Genomic DNA, 16,069 nt, shown 5'->3' on the forward strand with positions numbered 1-16,069 from the left:
CACTAGGACTTGCACAAGATAAGGTTGCCTCTGTCACCGATTTTTCCGTTCGTCACCCACCCCCTTACAGGAGATTCGATTTCCACCCAGTTGCGACCGTCCACCGTGACAATGGTTGCCGGATTAGTGCTGACGCTGAGCGTGTCTCCATTCGCCACACCTCCCATCCAGGGCGCGTTAGCCGTCGGTTGAGAGCGAATTGCCAGACCTTCTTTCACAGGGGTCTGGACTCGGCGACAGCGATCCTGTGCGCGAGCCACTTCCGAAGTGGGAGAGGTTGTATAGGTCGGAGAAGACACCGGCTCTGTCTGAGGCGCTGCAGCGACCGGCGGCGTTTCAGCGGTGCGAGACATGCGACGGGCGGTGACGGTTACAGTCGATCTGAACCGGCCATTCTCCCAGCAGCCGATTTGGATCTCTCCCGCACTGGTATTAATCAGCTGAGCGTTAATTCTGTACCAGTAATTTTCTGCCTTTTTCCTCTCTGTATAGGGCGTTTCGACTTGTCCAAAGCACAGATTCTCCAGAGACATCAGGGCAGTGGTGTCCTTTGGCGACAGACCAAACCGCAAATCTGAAGCATTCATCTTGTCCCAGCGCTGCCAAGAACTCCATCCTGTCTCTGGGATATTATTAAGTCCATTCGGATCCATAGGGTCGGCTTTAACCGGCAAGCTTGCAGAAAGCATCAAGCTGCCTAGCAGCGTGCCGGTGAGGGTTAATTTTAGCAAGTTTTCAAGTTTCATGGCTGTATAACTTAGAATTTCCCTGACTGTATTATAGAACCGTCAAGCCCTGTCTGCGAGGTTTGGGGAACTTGCAAGGGGGTGAGAGCGTCTCACTTGTGGCAAAAGACCATTTTGGTTCGGGTTGGAACCCGACTTGCCGGGTGCGGCGCGCAGAGATCGCGCACTCACTTGCATGCTTTTTTTTGTTTTATAGCATGTTAACCTCTATCCCCTCACCCCCTCACCGCCCGCACTTTGGGGAGAGGGGGAGTAATAAAATGGTCAGTAGCTGAACAGAATTAACAGCGGGGCCAGAAACCGGGTTTCTTTAGGAAACCCGGTTTCTTGACGCTCACCGTACAGCTCAACCGCACTGCCTGACGGCTTCCCCTGCCGTCATCCCCTGGCGCAAGCGACTGCGCTCGTCGTACATAGCCTCTTTCATACATTTACTGATTTGCTGGCTGAGCGTTTGGGTTGTCGCTCGCTGGCAAACCTGTGCGGCAGCGCCGGCAGTCATCCCATTCCGCAGGCGATTGCTAGAATTGTACATTGTTTCTTTCACGCAGTCGCTTATCGCCACACTTTGCTCTGCAGTTGCAGCATTTTGACAGGCGGCATTGGCTGCCATTTCGGCTATCTCCGACCGGCGGCGATCGCCAGCGTACATCAGCCGGCTCATGCAGTGGATTTTAAATTCGCTTGCGGCTTGCGCCTCCCCTCGCGCCGGCACCAGCAAACTGCTCATTGCCAGTGCGGCAGCTACCGGCACACTCCAGATAGTTTTTGCTAAAATTTGCGTTTTAACTCTCACAAAAAACTCCCTGTTATATAATTTAAAGCATTCTGTAGGGTGCGTTCCCAAGGGGAACGCACCTACTTCTCTTTCAAACGTATCCAATTTTACAGCAATTGAGCCACAAAGGTGTTAACTTAACTAAGTCTTTAGATTTGCGCCGGCACCGGCTGGGGCACCGGCAATCTGGCAGTTTGAACCCTGCCAGAGTTGGCGCTTTTCCGGTGGCTGCAACCCACCGGCGGGGGGAGAGAGCGCACTTCTGAGAAACCCAGTTTCCTTGAGAGAGCCGGTTTTGGCATTTAGGGAATTTTATGTTAAAACGTTAACGAGTTGACAGCTTGCGCCTTTCAAACGCACGCGCCGCTAGGAGGTAGGCGTTAATAGCGAGCTGCGCAAGTGATGCCTTTACAGCAAACCCGCAAGAGAGGTAGCATGGGACTAGATGTTTTTATCAAACAGTGGGAACAGCCAAAAGCCTGGGAACGTTATGCAAATGACGAGCCAGGGGATTCTGAACAGTTTAGCTATATCGAGTTTCCATCTGCCAAGTATCCCGACCATCTTTTCAAAGTTGGGTACTTCCGCTCCAGCTACAACAGCAGCGGGATTAACCACAAACTGCGCAACACCATCGGCATCGACTTGCACTCTATTTTCAACCCGCCGCTAGAGGGAGCCTACCACTTCCAGCCAGACTGGAAACTCGCCAAGTCAATCGCGCAGAAGGCGATCCGCGACTTAAAAAATTATATAGCCAAAGGAGGCTACAGCGTCCTGACGGTAGATCGCGACCTATTCGGCGACCGGCAGAAGAGCGGGATCGGCAGTGAAGCGCTGGCTCTCCATAAATTCCAAGAAATTATGGAGAAACATTCCGATTCCCCTTTGGGAAATTTCACCTCATGCGAGGGGCATTTCTTCCTGAACGATCCCTTGAAAGTGGTTGGCGTCATTCCCGGCGTATCTGACGTTTTCAAAGGAAAGTGCAACTATGTCATTTACAAAGACGACAGTTGGGACTGGTATTTGCAGGGGCTTGAGATTGTCGAGGAAACATGCGACTGGGTTTTATCTCAAGCTGATATTGACTGCTACTGCCTAGCTTGGAGTGGTTGAGGGATAGCGTCGCGCTTTGGCAAAGATATAGCCTCTCTCATATTAGTGAGATACTGAGAAACCCGGTTTCTTTAAGAAACCGGGTTTCTGGGGAGTAGTCCATCCAACTGAGAACCGCTATAAGTGGTTGGAGAGAAGGCGGCAGAGCCCCCAAGCGGGTGTTTCCAGGCTCCGGCTGGGAACGAGTAATAAAGGCTTTCCTGCCGTTTTTTCAATCCAAAATCCAAAATCTAAAATCCAAAATTGGTCTTACTCAACACCGGCAGCCACCGCGAAACTGGCAATCTTCCAAGGCGAAATTCGGAAATATTGCCAGTCCGGTTCCGGCGCGAAAGCCGGCTGCTCCAACAAATCCACCGGCTCCTCAATTTCCAGCCCCAAATCGCTCTCCAACCTCAGCAACCCTTCCTCCCCGTGGCACTCATAACACCGGAGAACCCAGCGATTGGGACTCTCCTCCGACTGCTTAAACGCCATCAAGATTAAATTCTCAGCCGACAAATCCAGGAAGCAGCCAAGCGCCGGCAGCTCGATTCCGCCTTTCGGGCGAGAACCCTCAGATAGAACCATCACCTGCAGCGGCTGATTTAACTCATAACCCCGGCGAACTGTGCCAGCAGATTGCCAGGTGCCGGTGTGGGGATACACGGCATAAGTAAATTCGTGACACCCCCGATCTGCTTCTGGATCTGGCCAGCTCGGACTTCGTAACAGCGTCAGGCGCAACTGATTTGGCTTAGCGTCGTAACCGTATTTGCAATCATTCAGCAAACTCACCCCATAAGACATCCCCGAAATTGGGCTGGGATCTTCGCTCAAATCCGCCCAGCGCAGCGCCGGCACCTCCCATTTTGCCCTCTCACTCTGCGTCTGGGGTTGAGTCGTTCGCCGAATCGCACCGCAAGCCATTTCATAAGTCGCGAAATCCGCTTCTAAGTTCAGCGGAAAAGCAGCTTTCAACAAAACGTGACGCTCCTTCCAGTCTGCAGTCGTGGCCACTTTCAGCACCGGCAGCCCCACATCCAAAATATAATCCTGGCGAAACTCCGACTCGCCCAACTGCAGCGCAACGCGCAGGCGCGAACGCACAGCGCCTCGCTCCACCCATTTCACCGATTTCAGCTGAGCAGCCGGCAGCCGGTGCTGTTCGTAATTCGGGTCAATATTCCACGCATCCCAATACTGCCCCCTGTCTGTGAAAGCTTGCAGCTGATTTCCACCGGCTTGCAGGACTTCCCTGCGATTAACCTTATCAAAAACACTGCGAAGATTGCCAGTTTCCCCCTCAACAGTTACCCGGAGAAACTCATTCTCTAAAACCCACTCTTCCTCCGTACCGGCATCCGGCACAGCACAGGGGGGAAGCCTGTCCCTATCATCCGCCCCTGTAGGGATTAGCCAGAAAACGCAGTAGCCAACAGGCGGGATATCTGCAGCGAGAAACAGCAGCGTCTCGCTGTCAGAAAGCTGGGAGGGGAGCGGCTCTCCTTGCAAATCGCAAACTTCCCAGGAAGCTGCCGGTGCCGGCAAAGAAACAGCAACCACCTCCGAACGCCTCCAGTTGAGAGCATTAAAGACAATCGCAGGAATTGCGCCCGGTTGCGGCGGATGGGGCAGAGAAATTTGCTCGGCGATAGCGCTCAGCGCCCCCTGCAAGATTTGCGAGCCAACCCGTTCCACGTCCACCCAAGCTTGATTCGCCTCGACATAGACTTGGGGAATCGAAGAACCGGGAAGGATATCGTGAAATTGATTAAACAGCACCTTCTTCCAGGCATCTTCTAATTCAGCTTTTGGGTAAGGCGCACCGGCACTGATATTGGCCAGCGAGGCAAACAGTTCCGCCCGGTACAGCAACCCCTCACACTGCCGGTTCCACCGCTTTTGTTCCGCGTGAGTCGTGTAGCACCCCCGGTGGAATTCCAAATAAAGCTCATCCCGCCAAACTGGAATCGCCCCATTTTCCCCCTTTTCCCCCTTTGCACTTCCAGCAACCCGACTCTTTTCCCCCTCCCCGCTAGCGGGGAAGGGGTTAGGGGGTGGGGTTCCCTCCGCCGGCACTTTTCCAGACAAACTTGCCTGTACGCGACGCAAATAATCCACAGCCGTCGTAAACTCCAAACGCGGGAAAAACGGAGACTGCTCCCACCGCTTGGCGACTTCCAACATATCGCGAGTCGGTCCGCCGCCGTGATCGCCTACTCCCGGCAACCAGAGCGCATCTTTCAAACCCGTTTGCCCCTCCCACTCGCAGGAATACTTCGCCATTTTCACCGGCTCAATACTTTCCCCAATCAAAGCCGACATCAGACTGAATATCTGACTGCCATCCGGCGCTTCCCACCAAAACGCCCCATAGGGAAACTTCGTCGTATCATTCCAGCGCAACTTTTGCGTGACAAAATATTCCACCCCGCCCTGCTTGAGAATTTGAGGCAGCTGCCAGCAGAACCCAAAACTGTCCGGCACCCAAACCACCGGCATCACCTGCCCGAATTTTTCTCGCGCGTATAACTGCCCGTAGAGAACTTGGCGCACAATCGACTCACCGTCAGCCAGAATTAAATCCGGCTCCACCCACATTCCGCCCACCACTTCCCACTTGCCGGCGGCAGCCCGATCCTGAATCGCCGCAAACAAATCAGGGCGGTTTTCTTCAACCCAAGCGTAGAGTGCCGGTGTCGAGTGACAAAAAATCAAATCGGGAAACCCTTCCTGCAACCCCAAAACGGATTCAAACGTTCGCTGCGCCGCCTCCCAAGTCTCACTCACCGGCCACAGCCACGCCAAATCCAAATGAGCGTGCCCCAACAGCCAAATTTTGTAACTGTTGTAACTGTCGCCCGCAGACGCGCGCTGATAAATGCCGGTACTTCCCTCTCCCGCAGATCCGCGCTCACCTGCGCTCACCTGCCGGTCCAAAACCTCCAGAATCTTTTGCCGCACCCGAGACAGAGAAGCGTCAAACTGCTGCCGGTTTGGCAGCGCTTCCCAGTCAATCAAATCGATTTGAGATTTTATCGTTTCCCCCTTGACAGTCTGAGATGCAGGAGATATAATATCGGTAGGGGGATATTGCGCATTTGTCAGCCCCAACTCTTGCAACACCTCTAATTCATCAGCGACAAAACCGGGATCGAGACTGTTGAGATCCGCAGCCTCATACAGGCAGAGGGAGCGCACCAAAGCGCCGGCATCGTGCCCGGGGCTCACCAGCCGCAAAGCCACCGCAAACTCTGCGCCCGGGATCGCCGGCGACGCCAGCAGGATTCTCGATGAGGAATCAAACAAATCTCCGGTCAGGACTTGCTCGCCATTAACGAAAACGCGGGCGTCTTCAGCCCACCAGCTCAACCACAGCCGCATGATTAATCCATGTAAAGGGTAGCCGTTGAGGTCGTGGGGAACAGTCAGGCGCTGAAAAAGCCAGAGGACTTGACGGCCAGCCGGCCAGGTGATGTAACCTTTAGCATTAAGCCCGGCAGCAGGCGAGTGTTGGGCAGAGGTGGCGAACACCTCCGCCACCGGCAAATCTGCCAAGCAATACCCCCAGCCATCTTGGACATTAAGCCGAGCCAGCCGGCGCAACCGGTCAATCGGTTCAGAAATTTCACACTCACTCACAATTTACGCCCCTTATAGAAGAAAATAGAAATGGCAGCCTGTCGCGTCTAAAAGAGTATGTCCGGTTCTTCTGGTCGCTATCAAAGCAGAGTATTTAACCTGATAAACCAGCAAACCCGCCGGTTTGCTGACGAGTGCGCCCGCGCCTTGCGGCACGTCAAAGTCGCCACAACTTGGAGTGCGCAAATATTCCTATATCCGTTTTACGCACTGTTTGAAGCCGCCCGACTTGCCAGCAAAAACCTGCTACCCGGTGAGTCGCCGTCACCGCAACGCCAGTCGGAGTCTCGGGTTCAGTCCCAACAGGCGATCGCAGCTGACACTCCCCTGATGCGAGTGCTGGAAGCAGCACGAAGTTTATCACTGCCAGAGGAATTTGTCAACGAGTTTCCGGCGGCAGACAGCCCGATGGCGACAGGAGCGGCACCGGCACTGGCGCAACCGGCAAAAGTTGGGGGCGCGAACAGTGCTGCCATCCGGGGATTCGCCACCCTGCTAGCGACACAAACCCTGGTACTGGTCGCCGGTCAAAACCAAATTGCAAACATCCTAACGCCGCAGCAACAGCTTTTCCTGGAGCAGCAAATCAGCCAGGAAATGGACAGCTACTGGCAGATTCGCCGGCTCGCCACCCCGCTCGCTGCGCCAGCCGCTCCGCAAGCCAATCCCGTCGCGCCGGCGGGCCTGTTTGCCAGTGCCATCGCTTGGATACAGACCAACCCCATAGCAGTTGCGCTCAGCCGTTTGGGGCAGTCGAGCCTCCTTTGGCAGCCGGGCCAGCCAGACGCCCAACAAACAGCGGCTCAGGATTCTCAATCCCCAAATCCCCCAATCCAGGCTCCCCTCCCCAGCCCCCAGTCCCCCAAATCGTATATGGGCGGCGAAATAGTGCACCCCCTGCCGCGACTGGCCAAGAAGTGGGAGCCCCCGGTCAAAATCCAGAATCTGATCCCGGCAGGGGCGCTGGCCATCGTGGAGCGCACGGTAACGGTGATAGCAGCCATTGGCCTGCCAGGCGTGTCCGCCATAACCACTGCGGTAGCCGAGGGGAGCTCGGAACTGCTGCAGCGAGCGCAAAAGCCCTTCATCGCTCTGGTTTCCGACTCACCGGCAGCCTCAAAACCGCCGGAACTCGGAGAGACGGCTTCGGAGAACAGCATGCAAGCGCTGATTCGCTCAGCCATCAACCACTTTTTTGGAGAGCGGGGCGAGCCATTGAGCGGGCGACCGGCGGACGCGCCGGCGTCTCCACTGAGTCCAGCTTCCGACACCGAAGCGGACCTGTGGCTCACCGCCAGCGATATCTTCGGAGAGCAACCCCCGGCAGCAGCTGTGCCGCACTCGCCGGAAGGCGTGCCGGCGGGGCGATCCGCCGGCAGCCCAGTCGGGCGCTACTGGCAGTCGGTGCAGAAATTTTTGCCAGACTCCGCCAAGGATGCCGGTGGGCCGGTGCCATCGGCCCTAGCGGAGACTGAAAAGCTGCCGGCACGCCAGCCAGCCGGTGTCAAACACACTCCCGACTGGATAGAAGCCGAAGTCACCTGGAAGGAGTACATCAAGCATCCCCTAGAGGTGTTGCTGGAGTGGCTCGATCGGACCATGCTGTCGCTCGAAGAGGCGGCTGTTAAGATTTGGCAGTGGGTGCGCCTGCTGCTCGGGGTCAGGGGTTAGGGATTGGGTGTTAGGGGTTTGCCGGCAAGTCCTGACGCTTTTAATCTGCCTAGTTATTGAAGTGGGCGGATAATCAAAAGCCAAATAGGCAGTTAGTTAAGGGGATCGATAAGAGGGTAGAATAGTGCGAATTAAAAGAAAATATGAGAGCGGGTTTCTAACCGCTCACCCCTGACCCCTCACCCCAACGCCTCACCCCTAACGCCTCACCCCTCTCCCCTATCCCCTAAAAAAAGTTTTTCTCAAAGGGCTCGACTTTTGCGGTCAAAGATTTAGATATTATAAAGAGGCTGTCTCAGCTCAATCGCAAATACCCTCAGCTCTTTTAAATCTGTCGGAGATGCCAGTATGTTTACCCTGAAAGTCGTTGTTTACATCGTAGTTAGCTTTTTCGTTGGTTTATTCGTGTTTGGCTTTTTGTCCAACGACCCATCCCGCAACCCCGGGCGTCGGGATTTGTCGGAATAACCGGCTCAATACTTGCGCCTGAGGCGGGAGGAGTGCTGCAGGGTTTCGGCTGCCGGCGGCGGGTGCCTGTGAGCGCGGGTTGGTGCGACCATAGGAAATTGACCCCTAAAAGCTGATCTATGCTGTATCCGGTTCCGCCGCCTGAACCGTCACCGCTAGTAGATTTATTAGCGCCCTCGCAAGTGCCCCACTCCGGAGTCTTGCACGCTAACCTCCTGCTAGCAGCGACAGAAACTCCCGCACCGGCGACTCCTCCCACGCCGGGCCGGCCTGCCTTGCCAGAGCCGGAACGCTTGCAATCGAGTTCCCTGCCGGCACTGCAGAGAAACTCGCGAGCGTCTCTGCTGCAGCCGCCGCCAGATGTCGGATGGCAGTTTTTCCAGCAGCCAGCAACTGCGGAAAGCAACCCAAGCGCCGGCAGGACTCCCGAGCTATTTCCCGCGCCCGCCACAGCAGCGGCAGGGGAGCTTGCGCCCCTATCGCTACAGTCGCTATTTTCGGTCGGCGGTGAGGCGGAAAATCAAGTCCCGGGCAGGAGGGGCGTCCCGCCAGCCAGCAGCAGGGAGCCAGGTGGGTTAGATTTACTGGGGCACCTCGCCAGCCCGCCGCAGAATCCGCTGCAGGTTGCTCCAGAACGCCAAGTTTTCAGTAAAAGTTTCTCCGCTCCCCCCCCAGCAAAAAAAGACGCGCCCGTATCTCCCCCCCGCGATCGGGGGGACCAGGGGGGTGAGCCGGCACAGGGAGAAAGGCAAGAAAATGCGCCGCGACAGCAGCCCGCACCCGCCACAGGGGTGCCGGTGCAGCTGCCGCCAATGATGCCAGAGGATGTAGTAGAATTAACAGCCGACCGGCAGGAGTACGACGAGCGGCAGCAAATTATCACTGCAGAGGGGAATGTGGTGATGCGGTTCCGGCAGTCGGTGCTCGATGCGGACAGATTGCAGATTAATTTGCAGACTCGCACCGCTGTTGCGGAAGGGAATGTGGCCTTGCGGCGCGGGGACCAGGCGCTGCGCGGGGAGCGATTTGAGTACAACTTTTTCCAGGAAACCGGCACCGTGCGGCAAGCCAGCGGCGAGCTGTACACCGCCACATCCGGACAGGATTTCTCCCCAAATTTACCGCTCGGCGTGACTGCCCTAACGTCACAAGAGCGCCCTCTGAGCGATCGCATCCTGGCCAACCAGCCGCAGGAAAACATTACCAATCCGGGCGGCGTCACCGTCGGTGTGGGATCGGGGCGCAATGGCGGTTTCCAGCAAGCCGGTGCGGTCAGGCGTCTGCGCTATCAAGCCGACCGGGTGGACTTCACCCCAGAAGGAGGGGTGGCTACCAACATCCGCTTTACCAATGACCCCTTTTCACCGCCAGAGCTAGAGATGCGGGCGGACAGAGCTCGCTGGACTCGCCTGTCGCCCGAGCAAGATGAAATTGTGGCCACTCGCCCCCGCGCGGTGTTCGATCAGGGCCTGTCGCTGCCGATTTTGAAAGACCGGACGGTGATCGACCGCAGCGAGCGCGACCCGGCTGCCGTCAGTTTCGGTTACGACCGCCCGGAACGGGGCGGGGTGTACGCTGAGCGCAGTTTCTACCCGATTTTCCAGCCGCAGTTTCGCCTGAAGCTGACACCCCAGTTTTATATTCAGAGGGCGTTTGAAGGCGGAAGCGACAGTCCGGAGTCGCTGTTCGGGATGAAAGGCCGGCTGAATGCCAGTTTCGGACCGCGCACTGCGCTTGAGGGATCGGCGGTGCTCAGGACGTTTGACTTGGGGAAGATAGATACGGATTGGCGGGGGAGCCTGCGGCTGCGCCAGCAGCTGGGGACTTACGGTTTGACTGGGGAATATTCTTACCGCGATCGCCTGTTCAATGGCTCGCTGGGGTATCAAACGGTTCAGAGTACGCTGGGGGCTGTCCTCACCTCGCCGAGGATTCCTTTGGGCGACAGCGGCATCAATCTCAACTACCAGCTGGGGGCTCAGTATATTAATGCTGACACCGACCGGCTGGATTTGCTCGAGCCGGTGCGGGAAAACAATCGCGTCGATTTGAGCCGCTTTCAAGCCAGCGCCACTCTCAGCCGGGGGATTCAGCTGTGGAGAGGGACGGCGCTGCCCCTGAGCGCCAGCGAAGGGTTGAAATACACGCCGGTGCCGGTGGTGCCCTATTTGCAGGCCGTGGTGGGACTGGTTGGCGTCACCAGCGCCTACAGCAGCGGCGACAGCCAATCCGCCCTGATTGGCTCGGTTGGGCTGCTCGGGCAATTTGGCCATTTCTCGCGCCCTTGGCTGGACTACACCGCTTTCAATCTGGTTTACAGCCAGGTGTTGCAGGACGGTGCGTCTCCCTTTTTGTTCGACCGCATCGTCGATACCAAGGTGCTCGGCGCTGGCATCAGCCAGCAAGTTTACGGCCCGTTTCGGGTTGGGTTTCAAACCGCTATCAATCTGGATACGGGTGAGGACATCAATACTGACTATCTTGTGGAGTACAGCCGGCGCACCTACGGCATCGTCCTGCGCTATAACCCCGTTAAGGAGATTGGCTCCCTGACGCTGCGGATTAGCGACTTTAACTGGACGGGCGGGGCTAGACCGTTTTATGGGGACAGTGAGGTGCACTCGGTAGAGGGAGGCGTCCGTCGCGATTATGATTGAGGCATGGGAGTTTATTTTGGATGGAGGATTTGTTTGTTTGTTTGTTTGTTTGTTTGTTTCAATCCCGTTGCCGGGATTGGTGCTGGCCAAAAATCTTCTCCTGCTACCCCCTGCTGAAATCATTGTCGCATTCATTTGGGCTTCTTTGCACAACCGAGATGCTGCTGAGGATTTTGCTGCCTAAAATCTAAACTCTGGAATCTCTTCTGTCAAATCTCAAACCGCTACAGCGATGACCGAAACGGCCAAGGACACTGCGGTTGCCAGCGCCGCTGCGCTACTGACTCACTATAGTTTTGAGCTGGGTGGCTACACTGCTGAGCAATTGATTGACCGGTGGCTCAGGGATTATGACGCTAGCTGGGTGCGTTTGGCCGTGATTGAGGCGCTCTATCAAGGGCGTTACAAGGCGGTTTCTGTGGCGCAAATTTTAGCCTGCTGGCAGCGGCGCGGCGACACATTATACCATTTCAACGGCGATTTTGAGCGGTTAGTTTGCCGGAAATTTCCCGACCGCTTCGTCGCTAAGCGCCTGAGCTGGCCAGCAGGCTCCCCAGTCTCCGCAGCGGTTGCGTCTCCCCGGGGGGGCGAAGCGCCTTTACCCCGGCGCGAACAGCCGAAAGCTCTTGCTCAGGAAGGGGAGGAGTTGGGCTCGGCGACACCGGCACCCCAGAGTGACGCCACCCCAGAACCGCCCGCTCTGACCCCTAGCGAAGACAGTGACTGGCTTGAGGAGGTGAGGGCAGCGGTTATGGCATCTGTAGAGAGTGCCGCCGCTGCGGATTCTCTGCCGGCGATCCCCACCGGCAGCCCCCCACCGGCAGCACCGCCCCCCCCGCCGCCGCAACCTCCCGAACCAGATTTTGCCAGCACGAGTGCGCCCATACCCAGGATAATGGGGAAGACTTTGGCGGATTTGCTTCGGCTGGCTGCTGAGGTGAGCGAGCCGGCTGCCCTCGAACCGGTGCCGGCGGCAAAAACAAACGAAGCGCCCTCACAGTGGAAACCCAAGAAAGTTCCTCAGGTTAAGTACCAGGCGGATTGGTCCCGGTGGGAGGCAATCAAAAATCCCATTGTCCGGTTTATGCCGGCGGTGGAATCTTCTGAGTTCCACGCCAAGCTGAAGGCGGTTGCCCAGCAGCCTGAGGATTCTGCCGCTGACAGGGCCGGCACAACTGCTGTCACAGAATTGGATGTTGAGACAGAGGTGCCGGTGGAGGAGTGATCTTGGGCATGGGGGCATGTTTGTAGTTGGGCTTTAGCCCAATCGGCGGGCCTCGTAAGAGGGCAGAATTTTCATCGGTGGCCGTGTGCGCAGTTCCGAAGCGACTGCCTCCTTTGGGCAGATAGGAAGATTAAAAGCCTAAAAGCTTAAAATCTAACCCCTAACCCTTAACCCCTAAATTCTCGGCGTGGGGAATTGGCCACGGGACAGTCCCCGGCAAGCTTTTACGCTTTTAATTTGCTTATTATACAAATTGTGCATCGCTTACCTGTGCTTTTAGCAAAGGTCTTTCTGAATACTCTATAGTTTATAGCTAGTGCAAATTAAGTGCGCAAAAGCTTAATTTTCGCCAGTCGCCGCACCGGCTTTTTGGAAACGGCTGTGCGATGACTGTGCTGCCGGATGTTAGAGGGGAAGTGAGAGATTTAGACCGGATAAATCCGGTCTGTGCGAGAGTTATGCCTGCTGGGCGCTAGCTGCGGTTTTGGCGGGAGGCTGTGCGCCGCCCATGCGAATCTCGGAGCAGAAGGAGGCGACGCTAACGCCCGAGGGGCGCTTGACGGTGCTGGTGCGCAGCCGGAAGTTGGGGCTCTCGAACCACAGGCGCTCTTCGGAATACAGGTCTGGTGTTTCTATAATCAGTGTCAGGCAATCGTCACTGCCCATGATATACCGACCGGCAACCGGAGCGTTGAGGGTGAGGGTTTGCTGCAGCAGTTTGCCGGTGTTGGGGCTGTCGGGGCTGGGAATGGGGACCAGAACGGTGGAACCGACTTGTTTGAGCTGTTTGGCTCCCACTGTGCCGTTCCACTTGACACGAGCGCCTGATAGTGCTAGAGATGGTTCAATCCGGTACTGCCGGCAGAGTTTGATGACTTCCGGATCGCTGGGGGCGAGGATGTCAGTCCAGAGATCCGTGGTGCCGGTTTCTAGTTGGGGGGGTGCCATGTAGTGGCTGGTGCGCTGGGAAAACCATTTGCCAGCACTCTGCTCGAAGAACTCGATGATGTCCATGTATGGGCGGTTGGGCGTCGGTGTTTCTTTAGAGTATCTTACGCGAAAGGGGACGCCTGCCGGCTGGCCCAGTGGTGGGGTGCCGGTGGTTCGTAGTTGGGCTTTAGCCCTCTTCATGCGCTGCTTGGGCATTAGCCCAACTACGAACGGGGGGGTGCCGGTGGGTGGTAAAGTTTATTGTCAGGGATTGACCGGAGCGGATATAGCGGTTCGTTCTGGAGTTGTGAGAATTATTTTTTTATAAACCGCCAAGACGCGCCTGTTCGCCAAGATAAGAATGTAGGGTGCGTTCCGATTTCTCGATCGTGGGAGTAGAGAAAGTGCGAAAAATGGAACGCACTCTACGGTTTCTGGGATGTTATTTTATAAGGGTTATGCCTTGAAAGCGGTGCTGTGCGGGCGGGTGCCGGTGTGTGACAGGTGAGACGCCTGTACTGCGAGAAGCTGGTGTATTTATATGTTACAGTTTACAGGTCTCGACGCGAGAGAAGAGAGCAGCACACCAACTCCACACACCAAAACCGCCAACAGCCAACCCACAGACGGAGAGATGGCCGACAGGCGCACTGACATTAAAGGTAAGTTGATTGTAATCTAGCCATTTATCTTTCACTCTCCATCCTACGCGCTTCCCGAAAGCGTGCCATATTTTTCTATCGTATTCTCTGGCTACCCCCAGACTCTGATAGATGCGCTTCTGTACGCTAAACCCGAAACGCCCATTGCTGTATTGTACCCAAAGTTCATCAAGAATGCGCAGGTCTGGGCAGGGAAAAGTTTCGATGTCTTTGATTTCCAGCCAGCCTTCTTTTTCCCTACCGGCAGCCTTCAGCATCACAATCCTTGTCTCCTCATCCGCCTCTTTCCACTTCCCCGCCGCCAGCAAATCCCGCAATTTGCTGTAATCTGCGCCGGCGGCTGAAACTAGCTCTACCGGGGGAGGGCTTGCAACTGCCGGCATCCGCTGTACGCTGGGAGGATTTGGGACTGTGGGCGCAATATTACTAGATCCGACAGGAGTAGCAGGGAGTAACCTCAACCAATCCCGCACCGACTGCGGGCGATATTTGGCTTCTAGCGCCATCCCCTTCATAATGGCCTCATTCACCCCGGCACTGATGCTGTAATTAATCTCTTTGGGGGCTTTGAAGCGAGCATTCAGCGCTCTTTCCGGGGCAGAAGTTGGCACGGTTTTAGTCAGCAGATAGTACAGCGTTGCCGCTAGCGCGTAGACATCCGTGTATTCTCCCAGTCTGGCTGACTCTACATACTGCTCCGGAGGGGAAAACCCGCCTGAGTAACCTCTAGTATTCGGCTGGGTGACATCTGGAATAAACCCCCGCGCCAAGCCAAAATCAATTAGAACCGCTTCCGATTTACCGGCACGCACCATAATGTTTGCCGGCTTGATATCCCGGTGCAGCAATCCCTTTTCGTGAACCACTTGCAGCGCTTCCCCTATCTGCCGAATGTAGCGCAGTGCTTCGCTCTCCGACATGAGGCCCAGATTTCCCACGCGCTTCGCCAAGTCTTCCCCTTCTACATATTCCATTGAGATGCAAGGCAGCTGCCCCTCAAAGAAGGCATTTTCAATCTGTACGATATTGGGGTGCCGGCACAAAGATAGCAGCAGCGCTTCCTCCCGAAATTTGTCCCGGAACCAGGCAAACTGCGGGTGGCTCAAAATTTCATCTTTTAGTGTCTTGATGACAACTCGCTGCCCATTTCTATTTTTTGCTAGATAGGTTATCCCAATGCCACCATACCCCAGCTGCCGGTCTATAATATACCGATTCCCGTACAACTCCTGCCCTGATGCCCAAACCATTCCTCACAGACTCCCAAACGCTGGCATTTATTGTCGCACAGCTCACGGTGCCGGGAAGGGTGCCGGTGCCGGTGTGCCTGACAAAAATCTCTTACCTAGTTGTTGACAAAGTACCAGTTATATGCTATGTGGGGGCGAGTGCCGGCTTGTCGGGAAAGAGTGCCGGCTGGTTCGTATAGCAGCAGTCAAATTGGTTGGGACATTGAGGGCAGGCGAGACGCCTGCCTTACGGGTTGGCTGCAAACAGAGCACTCCCCCCTAAAAACCGGCTTCCGCCAACCGCTGCAGGGAAATATTCGCCGCCTCAGCAACCTGGGGGTGGCTGTCTTTCGCCATATACTTCAGCGCCGACACACTCTTTGCGCACGGCAAATGCCCCAGCGCCTCCGCCAACCGCTGGCGCACCAGCCAGTCATCCGACTGGGCGAACCGCAAAATGTGCTCGACAGCTTCCACTGATTTAATCTCTCCCAGCGCCGCGATCGCCGCTTGCTGCACCACCACTTCCTCACTGTCTAGCGCCTGAATCAGCACCTCGCTAGCGCGGGAGTCTTTCAGATTCCCCAGCGCCACCGCTGCGCTGAAGCGCACCAGCCAGTCGGTATCCTCGTAAAACGCCCGCACCAGCGGCTCAAAGGCTCGCAGGTCTTCCAAATAGCCCAAAGCGCCGGCGGCGTCAGCCCGAATCCCGTAATCCGGATCGGTTTCTAGCAAGCGCACCAGTATCGGATAGCACTCCTCTGTCTGCTTGATGCCGAGCGCGAATACCGCCATCGACCTCACTTGCAGGTTCTTGTCTTCCAAAACTTTCTTGATTAAAGGGACCGCATCTGTTGCGGGGACTTCCCGCAGTGAGGCTAGCGCTACCATGCGATCGCGGGAATTCGCGCTTTCTAACTGCGCGGCAATTTTCTCTAGGCTGAGCTGACTCATCGGCTT

The 16,069-nt window shown here is 56.1% G+C and carries 14 protein-coding genes; 7 read left to right on the plus strand and 7 right to left on the minus strand.

Going from position 1 to position 16,069, the window contains the following annotated elements; translation table 11 throughout:
* Nucleotides 1-2: 2 nt before the first annotated feature.
* The 3 genes from OSC10802_RS0122060 to OSC10802_RS50620 all read right to left on the minus strand — a co-directional run bounded on the left by OSC10802_RS0122060 (nucleotide 3) and on the right by OSC10802_RS50620 (nucleotide 1,826).
* Entirely contained in the window at nucleotides 3-746 is a 744-nt protein-coding gene (locus OSC10802_RS0122060) for an SH3 domain-containing protein (RefSeq protein ID WP_017718941.1), read from the minus strand.
* 346 nt (nucleotides 747-1,092) lie between these two features.
* Entirely contained in the window at nucleotides 1,093-1,542 is a 450-nt protein-coding gene (locus tag OSC10802_RS0122065; protein ID WP_017718942.1) for a hypothetical protein, read from the minus strand.
* Between the two features lie 131 nt (nucleotides 1,543-1,673).
* Entirely contained in the window at nucleotides 1,674-1,826 is a 153-nt protein-coding gene (locus OSC10802_RS50620; protein ID WP_017718943.1) for a hypothetical protein, read from the minus strand.
* A 133-nt stretch (nucleotides 1,827-1,959) separates the two neighbouring features.
* On the opposite strand from OSC10802_RS50620, the gene OSC10802_RS0122075 reads away from it, so the two are divergent.
* A complete protein-coding gene (locus OSC10802_RS0122075) occupies nucleotides 1,960-2,643 on the plus strand; it encodes a hypothetical protein (protein ID WP_017718944.1) in 684 nt (227 codons plus the stop codon).
* 249 nt (nucleotides 2,644-2,892) lie between these two features.
* Here the strand turns inward: OSC10802_RS0122075 and OSC10802_RS0122080 are convergent, their stop codons facing one another.
* A complete protein-coding gene (locus OSC10802_RS0122080; RefSeq protein ID WP_017718945.1) occupies nucleotides 2,893-6,267 on the minus strand; it encodes an alpha-mannosidase in 3,375 nt (1,124 codons plus the stop codon).
* Between the two features lie 57 nt (nucleotides 6,268-6,324).
* On the opposite strand from OSC10802_RS0122080, the gene OSC10802_RS0122085 reads away from it, so the two are divergent.
* The 5 genes from OSC10802_RS0122085 to OSC10802_RS44660 all read left to right on the plus strand — a co-directional run bounded on the left by OSC10802_RS0122085 (nucleotide 6,325) and on the right by OSC10802_RS44660 (nucleotide 12,288).
* Nucleotides 6,325-7,938, plus strand: coding sequence for a hypothetical protein (locus tag OSC10802_RS0122085; protein WP_017718946.1), 1,614 nt, complete (start codon nucleotides 6,325-6,327; stop codon nucleotides 7,936-7,938).
* Nucleotides 7,939-8,286: 348 nt separating this feature from the next.
* Complete coding sequence (locus tag OSC10802_RS46490) at nucleotides 8,287-8,406, plus strand: photosystem II reaction center protein I (RefSeq protein WP_071593335.1); 120 nt, start codon at nucleotides 8,287-8,289, stop codon at nucleotides 8,404-8,406.
* A 119-nt stretch (nucleotides 8,407-8,525) separates the two neighbouring features.
* The gene (locus OSC10802_RS0122090) at nucleotides 8,526-11,063 is read left to right on the plus strand and encodes a DUF3769 domain-containing protein (RefSeq protein WP_017718947.1); all 2,538 of its coding nucleotides are present in this window, start codon (nucleotides 8,526-8,528) and stop codon (nucleotides 11,061-11,063) included.
* Nucleotides 11,056-11,247, plus strand: a complete 192-nt coding sequence (locus OSC10802_RS0122095) for a hypothetical protein (protein ID WP_017718948.1) — start codon at nucleotides 11,056-11,058, stop codon at nucleotides 11,245-11,247. Before OSC10802_RS0122090 ends, OSC10802_RS0122095 begins: the two co-directional genes overlap by 8 nt.
* Nucleotides 11,248-11,295: 48 nt before the next feature.
* Nucleotides 11,296-12,288, plus strand: coding sequence for a hypothetical protein (locus OSC10802_RS44660; RefSeq protein WP_017718949.1), 993 nt, complete (start codon nucleotides 11,296-11,298; stop codon nucleotides 12,286-12,288).
* Between the two features lie 456 nt (nucleotides 12,289-12,744).
* Here OSC10802_RS44660 and OSC10802_RS0122105 read toward each other — a convergent pair whose 3' ends face one another.
* Nucleotides 12,745-13,419: a phycobiliprotein lyase gene (locus OSC10802_RS0122105; protein ID WP_369797094.1), complete on the minus strand. Its 675-nt coding sequence runs from the start codon at nucleotides 13,417-13,419 to the stop codon at nucleotides 12,745-12,747.
* A 343-nt stretch (nucleotides 13,420-13,762) separates the two neighbouring features.
* Nucleotides 13,763-15,130 (minus strand): serine/threonine-protein kinase, encoded by a 1,368-nt coding sequence (locus OSC10802_RS0122110; protein ID WP_017718951.1) that lies wholly within the window; start codon nucleotides 15,128-15,130, stop codon nucleotides 13,763-13,765.
* Between OSC10802_RS0122110 and OSC10802_RS50625 the strand changes: the two genes are divergently transcribed.
* On the plus strand, nucleotides 15,118-15,309 hold the full coding sequence (locus OSC10802_RS50625; RefSeq protein ID WP_155968199.1) for a hypothetical protein: 192 nt from the start codon (nucleotides 15,118-15,120) through the stop codon (nucleotides 15,307-15,309). The two genes, OSC10802_RS0122110 and OSC10802_RS50625, sit on opposite strands and share 13 nt — an antisense overlap.
* Before the next feature lie 79 nt (nucleotides 15,310-15,388).
* Here the strand turns inward: OSC10802_RS50625 and OSC10802_RS0122115 are convergent, their stop codons facing one another.
* Complete coding sequence (locus tag OSC10802_RS0122115) at nucleotides 15,389-16,063, minus strand: HEAT repeat domain-containing protein (protein WP_017718952.1); 675 nt, start codon at nucleotides 16,061-16,063, stop codon at nucleotides 15,389-15,391.
* Nucleotides 16,064-16,069: the final 6 nt, after the last annotated feature.

This window comes from Kamptonema formosum PCC 10802 (genome assembly GCF_000332335.1).
Lineage (GTDB): Bacteria > Cyanobacteriota > Cyanobacteriia > Cyanobacteriales > Oscillatoriaceae > Oscillatoria.

Excerpts from the sequence above, each read along its gene's own strand:
- OSC10802_RS44660 (WP_017718949.1), top strand. The coding sequence starts at position 11,296 with ATGACCGAAACGGCCAAGGACACTGCGGTTGCCAGCGCCGCTGCGCTA.
- OSC10802_RS0122105 (WP_369797094.1), bottom strand. The coding sequence starts at position 13,419 with ATGAAGAGGGCTAAAGCCCAACTACGAACCACCGGCACCCCACCACTG.
- OSC10802_RS0122060 (WP_017718941.1), bottom strand. The coding sequence starts at position 746 with ATGAAACTTGAAAACTTGCTAAAATTAACCCTCACCGGCACGCTGCTA.
- OSC10802_RS0122095 (WP_017718948.1), top strand. The coding sequence starts at position 11,056 with ATGATTGAGGCATGGGAGTTTATTTTGGATGGAGGATTTGTTTGTTTG.
- OSC10802_RS0122110 (WP_017718951.1), bottom strand. The coding sequence starts at position 15,130 with ATGGTTTGGGCATCAGGGCAGGAGTTGTACGGGAATCGGTATATTATA.
- OSC10802_RS0122115 (WP_017718952.1), bottom strand. The coding sequence starts at position 16,063 with ATGAGTCAGCTCAGCCTAGAGAAAATTGCCGCGCAGTTAGAAAGCGCG.
- OSC10802_RS0122085 (WP_017718946.1), top strand. The coding sequence starts at position 6,325 with ATGTCCGGTTCTTCTGGTCGCTATCAAAGCAGAGTATTTAACCTGATA.
- OSC10802_RS50620 (WP_017718943.1), bottom strand. The coding sequence starts at position 1,826 with ATGCCAAAACCGGCTCTCTCAAGGAAACTGGGTTTCTCAGAAGTGCGC.
- OSC10802_RS0122090 (WP_017718947.1), top strand. The coding sequence starts at position 8,526 with ATGCTGTATCCGGTTCCGCCGCCTGAACCGTCACCGCTAGTAGATTTA.
- OSC10802_RS0122075 (WP_017718944.1), top strand. The coding sequence starts at position 1,960 with ATGGGACTAGATGTTTTTATCAAACAGTGGGAACAGCCAAAAGCCTGG.
- OSC10802_RS46490 (WP_071593335.1), top strand. The coding sequence starts at position 8,287 with ATGTTTACCCTGAAAGTCGTTGTTTACATCGTAGTTAGCTTTTTCGTT.
- OSC10802_RS50625 (WP_155968199.1), top strand. The coding sequence starts at position 15,118 with ATGCCCAAACCATTCCTCACAGACTCCCAAACGCTGGCATTTATTGTC.